This is a genomic window from Insulibacter thermoxylanivorax, from assembly GCF_015472005.1.
Lineage (GTDB): Bacteria > Bacillota > Bacilli > Paenibacillales > DA-C8 > Insulibacter > Insulibacter thermoxylanivorax.
This window is the reverse complement of record NZ_BMAQ01000009.1, coordinates 1-14,246: the sequence shown is the minus strand read 5'-3', so window position 1 is coordinate 14,246 and position 14,246 is coordinate 1. Positions and strand designations below refer to the sequence as shown.

11 protein-coding genes and 1 rRNA gene are annotated in these 14,246 nt (G+C 52.0%); 11 read left to right on the top strand and 1 reads right to left on the bottom strand.

Features of this window, described 5'->3' with window-relative positions:
• Position 1 precedes the first annotated feature (1 nt).
• The 3 genes from PRECH8_RS06085 to PRECH8_RS14470 all read left to right on the top strand — a co-directional run bounded on the left by PRECH8_RS06085 (position 2) and on the right by PRECH8_RS14470 (position 3,271).
• The gene (locus PRECH8_RS06085) at positions 2-961 is read left to right on the top strand and encodes an NAD-dependent epimerase/dehydratase family protein (protein WP_200966210.1); all 960 of its coding nucleotides are present in this window, start codon (positions 2-4) and stop codon (positions 959-961) included.
• Positions 958-1,953 carry a glycosyltransferase family 4 protein gene (locus tag PRECH8_RS06080; protein WP_200966209.1) on the top strand — a complete coding sequence of 332 codons (996 nt, stop codon included), beginning with the start codon at positions 958-960 and terminating at the stop codon, positions 1,951-1,953. The genes PRECH8_RS06085 and PRECH8_RS06080 overlap by 4 nt, the downstream gene beginning before the upstream one ends.
• Positions 1,954-2,191: 238 nt before the next feature.
• The gene (locus PRECH8_RS14470) at positions 2,192-3,271 is read left to right on the top strand and encodes an NTTRR-F1 domain (protein ID WP_242457460.1); all 1,080 of its coding nucleotides are present in this window, start codon (positions 2,192-2,194) and stop codon (positions 3,269-3,271) included.
• 627 nt (positions 3,272-3,898) lie between these two features.
• Here PRECH8_RS14470 and PRECH8_RS06070 read toward each other — a convergent pair.
• On the bottom strand, positions 3,899-4,912 hold the full coding sequence (locus PRECH8_RS06070; RefSeq protein WP_200966208.1) for a DUF4855 domain-containing protein: 1,014 nt from the start codon (positions 4,910-4,912) through the stop codon (positions 3,899-3,901).
• 187 nt (positions 4,913-5,099) lie between these two features.
• Here PRECH8_RS06070 and PRECH8_RS06065 point away from each other — a divergent pair, with 187 nt between their 5' ends.
• The 8 genes from PRECH8_RS06065 to PRECH8_RS06030 all read left to right on the top strand — a co-directional run.
• A complete protein-coding gene (locus tag PRECH8_RS06065) occupies positions 5,100-6,110 on the top strand; it encodes a glycosyltransferase family protein (protein WP_200966207.1) in 1,011 nt (336 codons plus the stop codon).
• Entirely contained in the window at positions 6,104-7,168 is a 1,065-nt protein-coding gene (locus PRECH8_RS06060; protein WP_200966206.1) for a glycosyltransferase family protein, read from the top strand. The genes PRECH8_RS06065 and PRECH8_RS06060 overlap by 7 nt, the downstream gene beginning before the upstream one ends.
• On the top strand, positions 7,152-7,865 hold the full coding sequence (locus tag PRECH8_RS06055) for an acyltransferase (RefSeq protein WP_200966205.1): 714 nt from the start codon (positions 7,152-7,154) through the stop codon (positions 7,863-7,865). The genes PRECH8_RS06060 and PRECH8_RS06055 overlap by 17 nt, the downstream gene beginning before the upstream one ends.
• Positions 7,866-7,872: 7 nt before the next feature.
• Positions 7,873-8,892 (top strand): glycosyltransferase family protein, encoded by a 1,020-nt coding sequence (locus PRECH8_RS06050; RefSeq protein WP_200966204.1) that lies wholly within the window; start codon positions 7,873-7,875, stop codon positions 8,890-8,892.
• A 181-nt stretch (positions 8,893-9,073) separates the two neighbouring features.
• Positions 9,074-10,453: a nucleotide sugar dehydrogenase gene (locus tag PRECH8_RS06045; RefSeq protein WP_200966203.1), complete on the top strand. Its 1,380-nt coding sequence runs from the start codon at positions 9,074-9,076 to the stop codon at positions 10,451-10,453.
• 304 nt (positions 10,454-10,757) lie between these two features.
• Entirely contained in the window at positions 10,758-10,982 is a 225-nt protein-coding gene (locus PRECH8_RS06040) for a heavy-metal-associated domain-containing protein (RefSeq protein ID WP_200966202.1), read from the top strand.
• Positions 10,983-11,161: 179 nt separating this feature from the next.
• A complete protein-coding gene (locus PRECH8_RS06035) occupies positions 11,162-13,099 on the top strand; it encodes a heavy metal translocating P-type ATPase (RefSeq protein ID WP_200966201.1) in 1,938 nt (645 codons plus the stop codon).
• A 1,071-nt stretch (positions 13,100-14,170) separates the two neighbouring features.
• Positions 14,171-14,246, top strand: a 16S ribosomal RNA gene (locus PRECH8_RS06030); the annotation flags it as partial.

Here is a 14,246-nt window from a genome sequence, read left to right as displayed (position 1 = left end):
TATGGAGCATAGATTCGGACGGGTGCTGGTTACAGGCGGCGCGGGATTCGTCGGTTCGCAGCTCGTCCGCCGTCTGCTGCCCATCGCGGATCACATTACGGTGATCGATGATCTGTCAACGGGAAGCAGAGCAGCGCTGCCTAAGTCGGATCATCTGCATGTTATTGAAGGATCTTATGTGGACGGTCCGCTGCTTGAGAAGGTGCTGCCGAAGGTCGATACGATCTTTCATCTCGCTTGCCGTAATATCGTGATGTCAACACGGGATATGGATGATGATTACCATGTCAACCTCTACGGCGGTTACCTGCTCTTACAGAAAGCCCAGCAATGTTGCAGCCATCTGCAAAGGTTCATCTATACTTCGACAGCTTCGATCTATGGGGACGCTCCGATCCTGCCGACACCTGAGTCATACTATCATACAGCGCTGCCCTATTCGGCGAGCAAACTGTCCATGGAACATTACTGCCAAGTGTATAACGAGATGTATGAATTGCCGGTGAGCATCCTGCGGCTGTCAAATGTATATGGTCCGGGACAGGTTGCTTCTAATCCATATTGCGGCGTAGTGGCTAAATTCTTCGAAGCGATGGACCATGGGGAGCCGCTGCCGATCTATGGGGATGGGAATCAGACGCGGGATTTTACCTTTATAGAAGATGCTTTGTATGCCATCCTGCTGGCGGCGGTGCATCCGGATGCTGTCGGCAAGGTGTTCAATGTAGGCACAGGGACCGAAACTTCTGTTAATCAACTGGCGGCGATGATCGGCGAGCTGTCCGGCCGCAGTGATTATCCGATTGTGTATGAAGCCAAAAGACCGGTGGATGTCGTCTACCGCCGCTGTCTGGATGCTTCCTACCTGCAGCAGACCCTGGGATGGAAGGCCGCTGTTGATCTGCGAACGGGGCTGAGGCGAACCTATGATTGGCTGCGTGGAGGAGGTGATTCGGCGTGAGGATCTTCCACGGTCAGGTCGAGATCGCCGGCCAGATGGGCATCCTGTGCGGGGAACTGAAGCGGCGCGGATACGATGCGAAGGCGTACAACAGCTTTCATTCGTATCTTGGTTACGAGGAGCATCTAGTGAATACCAGTGAGGAAGAAATCGCGGCTCAGCATGAGCAGTTGATCGAGGAATTTGATGTGTTTCATTTTCATTATGCGAGCAGTTTGCTGAAGGACTATGCGGATCTCCCCTTGATCCGTGAGAAGGGCAAGAAGATCATCATGCATCACTGGGGCAACGACGTCCGCTTCCATGATCAAGCGCGAGTGCACAATCCTTATGTCTATACCGGCGATTCTCCGCCCAATGAAGTGATCCATGAACGGCTTAGCAAGATCTCGCAATATGTGCATGAAGCGATCGTCCAGGATCGCGAGGTGGCGGCCTATGTGAAGCCTTACTATAAGAAGGTGCATATCCTGCCGATCGCCATCGATCTGTCGAAGTTCAAGGGATTAGCGAGGCCTAAACGGCACGACCGTATGCTGATCCTGCATGCGCCGACGAATCCGGATTTTAAGGGTACGAAGGTGATCGAGGAAGCGATATATGCCCTGCAGCAACAATATGACTTCGAATACCGGCGCATCGAGAAGACGAAACATGAGGAGGCCATTAAGCGGTATGCGGAGGCAGACCTGATCATCGATCAGATCTTATGCGGCTCCTACGGGCTGCTCTGCGTGGAGGCGATGGCGCTGGGCAAGCCGGTCATCACCTTCATCCGGGATGATCTGGTGCCGACTTTCCCGCCGGAGCTGCCGGTGATGAATGCGAATCCTGATAATCTGAAAGACAAATTAGCCGAGCTGCTGGATAACGAAGCGCTGCGCGAGGAGATTGGACACCGGGGCAGGGCTTATGCGGAAGCGTATCATGCGAAGGAAGTGGTCGTGGACCAATTGGAGCGAATCTACCGCGAATTGGATGTGGAGCAATAAAGGCTGGAAGGACGAGGGAACTGATTGATCAGATCCTGCCATTTTTCGTACGATGATGCAGGGTCTGATTTTTTTGCTCTTATGTCCAATGCTGCTGCGGTTCGGTGCGGGGCGGATGACGGGTTAGAAGAAAAAATGAGCGAAATGACATTGCCAAGTGCCGGGACAAGTACTGTCGAAGCCTCATATGGTGTATAAGGTTTCATGCTCAGCATGGAACACTTTAACGCAAGAAGGGGTGAGACGGTTGACGATCGATAATCGCATCGTTAACGGCAGTTTCGAAACGGGTGACTTCAGTCCTTTCGTGCCGTTCAATGCAACGATTACCCGCGATTACAGCCATTTGGGTTTCTTCAGTGTACTGATGCCCGGCGGTCCGATCAACTCGTTTATCTACCAGATCGCACCGGTTAGTCCTGGAGAGAATTTCGAACTGCTCGTGTCCCTCTCCAGCCGCGGACCCGGAGAGAGCCCTGCTGTCAGTCTAAGCGTGGAATATTATGATGCTGCATTTAATTTTATAGAATATCAGCTCATCGATGTGATCGATGACGGCAGACTTCCGAATGTCGATACGGACGGCTGGACGGAGTTCTACTCAACGGCGGGTCCTGCGCCTGCTAACGCCGCTTATGTCTTCGTATTGATCAATAAGCTTCCACGACCGGTAAGCTCGGACGTGCTGGTTGATGATGTGTCGCTGTTAGCAGCACTAGGAACGGGCGTGATCGGACCGACAGGTCCGACAGGTCCGACTGGCGCGACAGGCGCGACGGGTCCGACAGGTGCGACAGGTGCAACAGGTGCGACAGGTGCAACAGGTGCGACAGGTGCGACAGGTGCTACAGGTCCGACTGGCGCGACAGGTCCGACCGGTGCGACAGGTCCGACGGGTCCGACAGGGATCAGTTTTACCGAAACATCCGGATTTGCAGCTAATACCTCAGGGCCTTCAATTACGGTTATCTTAGGTGGAACACCGGTCCCGCTGCCCGATGCGCAGAACTTGAACAACATCACGGTTAACGGAACAAATACAGTATTTACTGTTACTCTTGCAGGGCGCTACTATATCCACTTCAATGTCAACCTGACAGCAGCGCTGCTCTTGGGGGCAAGGGTTACGATAAATGGTGCGCCCGTCGATGAGTTAACGCGTGCTCCGGCATTATCCGCTTCCTCCCTGAATGGTGAAGCAATCGTAACACTGGCAGCTAATGACACGCTTACTCTCGAATTATTCGGATTGGCTGAGTTAGTTACCCTTCAAGATGGATTAGGAGCAGGGTTAACGATTATACGCTTGGATGACTAATAATTAACGTAGAATCTATGTTGATTCATTAACAGCTGGACTGGACGAATAGTGCAGATAAATAAGGCCTCTCTTCTTGGGAAGAAAGGCCTTATTTTTATGAAGTTCAGTTTTGGTATGTTGTCTGATCGAAGCAGTAAGGAGAGCTGACTCTGGATACATAATGACTGATCAGTGTGAGTCAACAGAAAGTGTCGTCTCAAGGTGCAGATGCTGATATCCAGTCGTGAGTCAACAGAAAGTGTCGTCTCAAGGTGCAGATGCTGATATCCAGTCGTGAGTCAACAGAAAGTGTCGTCTCAACGAGCAGAAGTTGATCCTCTCTAGTGAATCAACAAAATCTGTTGTCTCATAGTGCGAAATATGAGATCAGCCCGTGGGTCGGCAAAAACGATCGATTCAGCATCGATGGATTCATCATCTAGGGATCCAGCATCCAGGGATTCGAAGGACTCTGCTTTCAAAGATATGCTCATCAGGACTCACTTCTAAGACTGCATCTTCTAAGCCTCTGTATCGGCGAAAAAACAGAATGCCAAGGACTGCTTGACCTTGGCGCTGACGGGTGCTTACTTGCAAGCAATATTTACACGGACAGGTTTTACTCACAGATTCAATGGTTTCAAATTAATAACCGATGCCGGGGTAGTCCACGCGTTGGTACAGGCCTTTGATGAAGGTGTACAAACGGACGTAATCGACGAACTTATCGCGATAGACCACATCCAGTGACTGGTTCGGGAATTGATAGACGAGCATCGAGTTTGTCATGTAGTTATTATGTTCAGGGAGTCCGAGGTTTAGATAATCCAGCAGATGCGTGTCGTTATAGATCAATCCCTTGCCATAGTTAATCTGAATGCCGTTGTTGTAGTATTTGGCGAAGGTGCAGGTGTTGTTGATCCAAGTATGATCATAGGCCGTATTGCCGTAATAGTTGCTGTTTAAGATCGCCATGTCGAAGCCGAAGTCCCGCCAGTTGATAACGCCGCTCGATCCGTAGTTGGGCAGCCACATGCTGAGGCAGCTGCGCCGATGGATCATCCCGTTCACTTTCTTAACCAGTTCCGCATCGGCTTCATCGATAGCTTCCCGCTGCCAGACGAAACCGCGGAAGGTCAGCTTATCATGGAGCTTGGTCTCGCTTTTCCAGCGTTGCAGGAAACGGTCCAGCCACCATCGGATCGCACGGGTACGATCGGCTTCCTTGCGAAAATCCAGATCCTCATCGCGGACTTCGCCAAAATCTCTTTGTGATGTATGCGGATAAGGAATCGTCACCCATACATCTAGTTTGTAATTGCCAGCCGCATCGTACAATGCGTAGAGATTGGCATTCTTGGCGAACAGGGTCTCAATCCACAGCTGCCAGTCTCGCTTGCGGGAAGGTTTTCCGAAACCGACGAACAGCGGATGTATGAAGGATTTGTCACGCATCTGAATGCCGTTGAAGATGACGCCGCCGAACATGCGGTCGATGGGCTTACCTTCTACAATATATGAAACATAATATTGCAATTGGTCGCGAGTCCACTTTAGGATGCTGTTTTCGGATAATCCTCCGCATGGAATAACGGCGATATGGTTCTGCACATCGAAGGCGTCCGGTGCTAGGTAGCCGTCGGTGGATGTTTTAAACATGCCAGATTCACTCCTTTGTAGATTCCATCCCAGTCTCGTTGTATATCTTATGAGGCAAATGAGCAGAGTGCGCCAAGGGTATTTGACCATTTATCATTCGTATACAGTCAAGCTTGCGGCGGGATGCATACAACATAATACAGACCATTGAGAAGGTTATACCTGATGAGAAGGAGGCATCTGCCGCATGCGTATCGTCCATGCACCTACAGAGATCGCGGGACAGATGGGGACATTGATCTATGGCTTGCGCAAATTAGGTCATGAAGCCCTTGGTTATAACTGGTTTCATTCGTATCTGAACTACCAAAGCAGTCATGTGATCAATACTGAAGCCTATGAATTGAAGAAGATCATCGATCCAATCCTTCGGCATACGGATATCTTTCATTTTCATAATGGAAACACCTTCCTGATAGGCAATGCCGATATTCCTCTCTTACATGATGCGGGCAAGAAGATGGTCATGCATCATTGGGGCAATGATGTGCGCACCGCCGAACGCTCCAAGCTGCTGAATAAGTATCCGTTCCCAACCAGCTACCTCACTGACGAGAAGATCACCGACCGGCTGAAACTTCTGTCCCGTTATATCCGCCATGCCATCGTACAAGATTACGAACTCTATCCCCATGTAAGCGACTATTACGAGCACGTCCATGTGATCCCGCTTGCTGTGAACGTCTACAACATCCCCTATGCTTACCCCAGTGACAAAAGCAATCAACCAACCATCATCCATGCACCGACCAATCGGGAATTCAAAGGTTCAGAATATGTTGAGAAAGCAATCGCCGATCTAAACGGGAAAGTTCCGTTCCACTATCGAACGATCGAGAAGATGAGCCATGACGAAGCGATGAAACAGTATCTAAAGGCCGACATCATCATCGACCAGATCCTATGCGGAACCTACGGGATGTTGAGCGTCGAGGCGATGGCCATGGGCAAAGTGGTGGTTGCCTACGTTCGCGATGATGTCCGAGCACAGATTCCTTATGAACTGCCGATCGTTACGGCTTCGCCGGATACGATTCGCGATGTGCTGCTGGATCTCTTGCAGAATCCGGAGAAACGTCGTCAGATCGGCATCGCAGGCCGGAATTTCGTCAAGCGGTATCATGCGGTGGAGCAGGTGGTACCCAAGATCCTGAAGGTGTATGCGCAGCTTGAGAAGGAGGATTACGCCGTATGTTAGATGGGCTCAAGGTGGTGCATGCGCCCCTGGAGATCGCGGGACAGGTCGGGATGATCTGTCAGTTTCTCAAGAAGTACAATATAGAAGCGGTTGGGTACAACTATTTTCCAAACTATCTCAAATACACCAATGTGATCGATACCGATTCCTATGAACTGGCTAAAATCGTAGAGGATTTAATCAAGCATTATGATCTGTTTCATTTTCACAACGGCTATACCTTCTTCGAGGATTTCAGAGATATTGAGGTCATCCTCGAACACGGCAAACCGATCATCATGCATCATCGGGGCAATGATGTGCGTTCCAGGAAACGGTCCCGAGCTTGGAATGGATATGAGAATCCTTATGTCAATGCAGAGAGCTCGCTGCCGGATGAGGAGATCGACCGCAATCTGAGGTATTTTGCCAGCCGTGTTACCGCAGCGATCGTGCAGGACCATGAATTGCTTTCGTACGTGGAAGATTACTATGCAGCGGAAGGCAAGAAGGTCTACATCCTGCCCAGGTTATTCGATGTGCACCGCAGACAGCCTGTATATGTAAAAAAGGAAGCAGCTGACCGGAAGATCTTGATCGTTCATGCACCTACGCAGCGGGATTTTAAAGGTACGGAATATATCAACCAAGCGATGGAGAAATTGCAGGCGGAACTGCCCGTGCGATATCAGCTTGTGGAGCATATGCCCCATGCCGATGCTTGGAACATGTACGAGCAGGCCGATATTATCATCGATCAAGTGCTCTGCGGAGCCTATGGCAACCTTAGCATTGAAGGCATGGCCCTCGGGAAACCGGTGGTTTGCTATATTCGTCCCGACCTCATGGACAAATATCCGCCGGACCTGCCGATCGTCTCGGCCAATCCCGACACGATCTATGATGAGGTGAAGGCGCTGGTTCTGGATCCTGAACGCCGCCATCAGCTGGGACGGAAGGGCAGAGCTTATGTTGAGAATTATCATTCCGCCGAGTCGGTGATTAAGCAGTTGCTTACCATCTATCAAGAGGTTCTTGAACCAGGGAAAGGGGCGGCAAGGGATGAACGCAAACGATGAACCTGTCATCGGCAGCAATGTGACTATGGGTAAAGGGGTGGTGATCGAGCCGGGAGTGGTGATCGGCGATGATGTGAGCATCGGTCACTATGCGGTGATCAAGCGCGATACGATCATCGGCAAGGGCGTGCAAATCGGCGATCTCGTTGTATTAGGAAAGATGCCTGCTGGGAACAACAAGATGGCGATGAAGCCGGCTCAGGAGCTAAGGCCGCTGATCATCGGCGACGGCGTGAAGATCGGCGCCCATGTTGTCATCTATCGCGGTGTGATGATCGAACAGGATGTGCTCATCGGTGACCTGGCCAGCATCCGCGAGCGCGTGGCGATCGGCAAGAGCAGTATCATCGGCCGAGCGGTAACCGTCGAACCGAAGACGGTGATCGGCAACCGGGTGACGATCCAAACTGCTTCCTATATAACCAGCGATATGGTCATCGAGGATGAGGTGTTCATCGGTCCGTGCTGTTCGACATCAAATGACAAGTATATGGGCTGCGGCAACTACAAACACCAAGGCCCGATCATCAAGCGCCGAGCTCGGATTGGGAACAACGCCGCTCTGCTGCCGGGTGTAATCATCGGCGAAGAAGCGGTGGTGGGAGCCGGGGCCGTCGTAACGAAAGATGTGGCGAATGAACAAACCGTGGTGGGCAATCCTGCCCGGCCAATTCATAAGAAGCAAGAGAGGAGTTGAAGGATGGATGAAAATCTTGCATGCCCCCATCGAGATCGCCGGTCAGATCGGAGTGCTGTGCGGGGCTTTGAGGAAACGCGGTCTGTTTGCGAGCGGGTATAATTTTTTTTCCACTTATCTTGGTTACAAGGATTATCTGATGAATACGGACAGCTTCGAAATGGGCCGGATGGTTGAAGAAGCCGTTAATTACTTCGATCTGTTCCACTATCATTACGGGCTCTCGATTCTTCCACAGTTCCAGGATATCGCCATGCTTCACGAGATGGGCAAGCCGATGGTGATGCATCACTGGGGCAGCGATGTGCGCACCCATGAACAGGCTTCGGCAAACAACCGCTATATGTACACGGGGGATTGCCCCGATGCGGACAAAGTGCACCAGGATCTCAGCATCCTTAAAGGATATATCCGCGATGCCATCGTGCAGGATTATGAGGTGTACCCCTATGTTGCTCCATACTATGAGCGCGTGCATGTGATTCCGATCGCTGTGGATCTCCGCAAGTTCACACCCGTCTATCCGCGGCTGGATGTTGCCGAGCCGACGATCATCCATGCGCCTACGAACAAGGAGTTCAAGGGAACCGAGGTGATCGAACGCGTCATCGATCAGCTGCGCAGTGAACGGAAGTTTCATTATGTACGGATCGAAAAAATGTCCCATCAAGAAGCGGTCAGGTTGTACAAAAAAGCGGATATCATCATCGATCAGATCCTCTGCGGCTCTTACGGTTTGTTCAGCGTAGAAGCGATGGCTTACGGCAAGCCTGTCATCGCGTATATCCGCGAGGACCTGGCAGCGGAGGGGAACATGCCGCCGATCCACAATGCCAATCCGGATACGCTCTACGATGTACTCAAGAACCTGCTTAATGATGCGGAACTTAGGAGATCCAGCGGCAAAGCCGGACGGGCATATGTGGAGAAGGTGCACAGCAGCGATGTGGTGGTCAAGCAGGTGATGGAGGTATATCGATTAGCCTCAGGCAAAGAACGATTGACAGCGGCCAGAGTACAGCGGTAGTGGATTAACGAGGTGTTGTGTGAGGAGCTCTGCGTGTGAAGTGCGGCGCTCTCAGCGAGATATTTTACTTGGTTCCAATCCCCATTCTTCGCAACCATGGACATGCGGCGGGTCAGGCCGACCTTCTCTCTAATACACTAGTGTATCTGGACTGAGATTATTAGGAGGAGGTTAATACCTGATGGCTGAACAAGGGTCGTCCTCCCATGAGATCCATACGCCGCCAAGGTCAGCCGTAATCGGTTTAGGATATGTGGGACTGCCGCTCGCGCTTCTATTGATTGATAAAGGATTTGAAGTATACGGGATCGATGTGGATGAACGGAAAATTCAGAAGCTTCAAGAGAACATAAGTTATCTTCCTGATGTGAACGATGAAGATATCAGCCGGGCTATGGGCAGCGGCCGCTTCCATCCCGGGACGGATTACGCCGCCGCTGGCGAAGCGGAAATGATCATCCTATGCGTGCCGACGCCGCTGACCGCTTATCATACACCCGATCTCAGTTTCCTGCAGAATGCCGCCCGTTCCGTGGGTGAGCAGCTGCGGCAGGGACAGATCGTGATCCTGGAGAGTTCGACTTATCCGGGAACGACAAACGAGGTGCTGCGGCCGATCTTGGAGAAGATGAGCGGCATGAGAGCGGGGAAGGATTTCTATATCGGTTATTCCCCCGAGCGAATCGATCCCGGGAACAAGACCTATACCGTCGATCAGATCCCGAAGCTGGTCAGCGGGCTGACTGAGAAGTGCGGAGATGTCGCCGAGGCTTGGTATCGCCGGGTGTTCAAGCGGGTCGTGCGGGTCTCGTCCCCGGAGGTCGCCGAGATGGCGAAGATCGTGGAGAACAGCCACCGCCTCGTGAATATTACCTTCGTCAATGAATTGGCTTTGATCTGTGAACAGATGGGGATTGACGTATGGGAAGTGATCGATGCGGCAGCGACGAAACCCTTCGGATTCACGCCGTACTATCCAGGCCCGGGGATCGGCGGCCACTGCATTCCGGTCGATCCATTGTATCTGCAGTGGAAGGCACAGGCTTACGGCATCAAGAGCCAATTCATCGCGTTATCCGAAGCGCTGAACCGCTCAATGCCGCAGCAGGTTGCCGACAAGGTATTTGAGCTTTTGGGGGAAAATCGAACGTCGGGGAACAGTCTTGTGGAGGAAAGGGAAACGGGTAAACCTCGCATCCTTCTCTATGGCGTGGCCTATAAGAAGGATGTTAACGATGTCCGCGAGTCCCCGGCACTTGATCTGATCCCCATCCTGCAGAACAGGGGGGCAGAGGTAGCGTATTGTGACCCATACATCCAAGAGATACGGCTTGGCGAGCAAGTTATGCATAGTGTGGAGCTCACCGATGAGGTGCTGCAAGCCGCTGATTGCGTCGTCATCCTGACCGATCACAGCAGCATCCCCGTGGAGCGCATCATTGCTGAATCGAAGCTGGTGTTCGATACACGGAACGTGACGGCGGCGATGAAGGAGGCCGCTCATGTGTATCGATTGGGCAGCGGCAAGGGCAGAAGCAAGAGACGGAAGAAGATGAAGTAGAAGATATTGAAGCTGAACAGGCTGAACCACGCAGAAATGATGCGGCAGAAGCGTTAAGGGAGATGCGCTAAGGTCGCAGATGAAGATCGGCCGGCCTGCAGTTGAACATCGTGGATGTTCGCTGCGGGTGCGGCTTTTTCTGTTGAAGGGGAATCGAAGGAGGACTGGCAAGAAAAAGCATGGAGAACGAATGGAGATCATCGTGCGGCGTGTGAGCGGTTTTCAAAAACTTGACCGCCGTCAAGGTGCCTGATCTGGAACTGCACTACACTGAAGACACAATAAGATGCAAGGAGTGATCCATATGGCGAAAAAAGCCGTTTTGCAACTGGAAACCCTGACTTGCCCAACATGCATTAAGAAGATCGAAACAGCGCTGAGCAAAGTGGATGGGGTGCAGTCAGCAAGGGTGCTGTTTAACTCGAGCAAGGTAAAAGCGGAATATGATGAGGCGAAGACGACGGTTGAGGATCTGCAGTCTGTGATCCGCAATCTAGGCTATGCGGTGTTATCCGTTAAGGAATCCTGAGTAAAGCATCCGAGATGAAGTGCAGCTGCGAAACGTGCGAATCTATAGCGCAGGAAAGATGCAGGCTCTGTGGTTAGTTGCGGGACTTAAGCGGCAATAAGCGGAATTGACCGTGTGAATAGCACAAGGGGAATCGACTATGCGAACAGCACAAATGGAACAAGAAGAGGAGGGTTCACATGCTTCAGATCATCCATCGTTATCGAAATGTCATGACTGTCGGATCCGGCATCCTCATCGGCGGAGGAATCGCGGCAGGTACGCTAGGGCTTGCGGTGCTGCGTGATTTTCTCCTCATCGCGGCTGCGATCCTCGCAGGCGTGCCGATCGCTGTGAGAGCTTACCAAGCCCTGCGAATGAAGGTGTTCAGCATCGAACTGCTCGTCACCATCGCTGTCATCGGCGCATTGTACATCCAGGAATACATCGAGTCCGCCGTGGTGACTTTCCTCTTCTTGTTCGGAGCTTACCTGGAATCGCGGACTTTGGAGAAGACGCGTTCTTCTCTGCAGGCGCTGATTGATGAGGCACCGCAGGAGGCAGTGGTAAGGCGGGATGGAGAGGAGATCACGATTCCCGCCGATGAGGTCGCCGTCGGTGATCGGCTGATCATCCGCTCCGGCGGCAAGGTGCCTGCGGACGGCAGGATCGCAGCGGGGCATGCCGTCTTGAATGAGGCGGCGATCACCGGGGAATCCCTCCCCGTGACGAAGGAGCCGGATGATCATGTATTCAGCGGTACGATCGTAGACAGCGGCTATATCGAGGTCATCGCAGAGAAGGTGGGCGAGGATACGACATTTGCTAAGATCATCGAATTGGTTGAGGAAGCTCAGGAAGCCAAATCGCCTGCTGAGAAGTATCTTGACCGCTTCGCCCGTTATTATACGCCGGCCGTTGTCGTCTTCGCGGTCCTGGTATATGTTCTGACCAGAGATCTCCATATGGCGATTACTTTCCTCGTGGTCGCATGTCCGGGTGCACTGGTCATCGGTGCGCCGGTATCCACGGTGGCTGGAATCGGAAACGGCGCGAGAAACGGAGTGCTCATCAAGGGCGGGGAAGTGATGGATCGTCTGGCGAAGATCGATGCTGTCGTCCTGGATAAGACGGGGACGTTGACGAAGGGGGCGCCGGAAGTAACGGAGGTGCGAAGCTTCGGCGATCTGAGTGACGAAGAGTTGCTGCTGATCGCAGCAGAGGCAGAACGGATATCCGAACATCATCTCGGGAGAGCGATCGTGCAAGCCGCTCATGAGAGGAACTTGCAGCTGGCAGAAGATAAGCCGCAGGGTGAAGTGATCAAGGGCGGAGGGATTCAAGCATCTGTCCGCGGCCATACGGTTACGATCGGCAATCGTAAGCTGATGCAGGAGCGGGGGATTCTGCTGAGCGATGAGGCGGGGATGGAAGCTGTGATGGAAGCTGTGATCCATGCGGAACAGCGTGAGCGTGCCGGTCATACGGCGGTATATGTCGCTGTTGACGGGCGTGTGGCCGGTGTCATCTCCATCGCCGATCAGATTCGCGAAGATGCGAAGGAAGCCCTTGCTGCCTTGCGCAGGAATGGGGTTAAGAAGTTCATCATGTTAACCGGCGATAACCGTCATACGGCCAAGCTGGTTGGCGATGAACTGGGACTGGATGAGGTTCATGCGGAGCTGCTGCCGCAGGACAAAGCGGCTTATGTGGAGAAGCTCAAAGCGGAAGGATATGTGGTGGCGATGGCGGGAGATGGAATCAATGATGCACCGGCGATCGCTGCAGCGGATATCGGCCTGGCGATGGGAGAAGGCGGTACGGATGTGTCGATGGAGACGGCAGATGTTGTACTGATGGCCGATAAGCTGAGCCAATTCGCCCACGCGCATTCACTGGCACGCGCCACGATGCGTAATATGAAGCAGAATACGTGGTTTGCTGTTGCTGTGGTTGCAGTGCTGTTAGTCGGTGTCTTGAGCGGCGATATTCATCTTGCTTCGGGGATGTTCATCCATGAAGCAAGCGTGCTGATCGTGATTTTGAATGCGATGCGTTTGATTCGTTATCCTGGGCCGAGAGGTGGAGGGACGATGGGGCGTGTAGAACGCGGTGAGGTCATGCGGGAAGCGGTGTAGTCATTGGAAGGCTGGGGAAGGCTGGGGTGGTGCTGGTTAGGAGGTTTAGGAAGGTTCGGGATAGGGGGTTCGCGGGCGGGATTATGCGGAGGATTCGGAGTATTGGGAAGATCCAGAGCTTGGTCAGATCCGGAGGATTGGGAAGGTCCGGGAGAGCCGGGTGAAGATTTTGTCCCAAAAGTCGTATAAAATGATGGAGGAAACGCGTCGGTTGAGGTTTTTGTCATAAATATCGTATAAAAAGGTTCCGATGCAGTGTTAGGTGCAGTATTTTATCCGAAAAATCGTACAAAAAGCTTGAAATGGTGCATTTGGAGAAAGGTTTTGACCTAAAAATCGTATAAAACCTGTGGGGCTGCATGGTGCAATCAAGGCGCAACATAGGTGACGGCGGAAATTGTGCAGCCAAGCAGCATGGAGCAAAGGAATACTCTTGAGGAAAGCTGCGCATCTTACGTTTATTAATAAAGACAGTCCTGCGGACAATTCCAGAATCCTTTGCTTCATGGACTGCTTTAATCAGTCCTGGCAGTACTGTAACGGGATGGAGCCGGCGTTTCTCATATGCACTATTGCGTTCGATGATTTCCAGCTTTCTGGACTTGCATTTGAATATTAAGCTGTGTTAAATTATATTCTGTCGCCGCGAGGCGGCACTTAAACAAGAGGGAATAACGGCTGCGTTGTTGGAGTTTCCTTCGGCGCGGTGGATCAATGGGAACGTTGATTATGAGACATTGATTATAACGGGTTATACAGCCCAGAAAAACCTCTTGCAATTCGTTAAAGAACATGATAAATTAAATAAGCTCTCATGAGACGCCGGCAACAGTCGAGTGATCTCGAGAGACAAGATCAACACGCTTGTTCTTTGAAAACTGCAGAACGAACATGTATGTCCTGTCAGTAAGACATGACTAGCCGATGACGGTTAGTGCATCTTACACGTCAATGAATGAACTTTCGAGCTTAGTTCAAAAGCTCTGTAATATCCCTCTGGGATCAGCGGAAGTTCGACTGCAAGCGGTCGCGTCCATGCGACAACGTCGAACGACCTCATCCTGAGGGCCTTTTACGGAGAGTTTGATCCTGGCTCAGGACGAACGCTGGCGGCGTGCCTAATACATGCAAGTCGAGCGGAGTCATC

Bases quoted from the DNA above. Each gene is read 5' to 3' on its own strand.
- PRECH8_RS06085 (WP_200966210.1), top strand. From the start codon at position 2: ATGGAGCATAGATTCGGACGGGTGCTGGTTACAGGCGGCGCGGGATTC.
- PRECH8_RS06040 (WP_200966202.1), top strand. From the start codon at position 10,758: ATGGCGAAAAAAGCCGTTTTGCAACTGGAAACCCTGACTTGCCCAACA.
- PRECH8_RS06055 (WP_200966205.1), top strand. From the start codon at position 7,152: ATGAACGCAAACGATGAACCTGTCATCGGCAGCAATGTGACTATGGGT.
- PRECH8_RS06050 (WP_200966204.1), top strand. From the start codon at position 7,873: ATGAAAATCTTGCATGCCCCCATCGAGATCGCCGGTCAGATCGGAGTG.
- PRECH8_RS06035 (WP_200966201.1), top strand. From the start codon at position 11,162: ATGCTTCAGATCATCCATCGTTATCGAAATGTCATGACTGTCGGATCC.
- PRECH8_RS06070 (WP_200966208.1), bottom strand. From the start codon at position 4,912: ATGTTTAAAACATCCACCGACGGCTACCTAGCACCGGACGCCTTCGAT.
- PRECH8_RS06065 (WP_200966207.1), top strand. From the start codon at position 5,100: ATGCGTATCGTCCATGCACCTACAGAGATCGCGGGACAGATGGGGACA.
- PRECH8_RS06045 (WP_200966203.1), top strand. From the start codon at position 9,074: ATGGCTGAACAAGGGTCGTCCTCCCATGAGATCCATACGCCGCCAAGG.
- PRECH8_RS06060 (WP_200966206.1), top strand. From the start codon at position 6,104: ATGTTAGATGGGCTCAAGGTGGTGCATGCGCCCCTGGAGATCGCGGGA.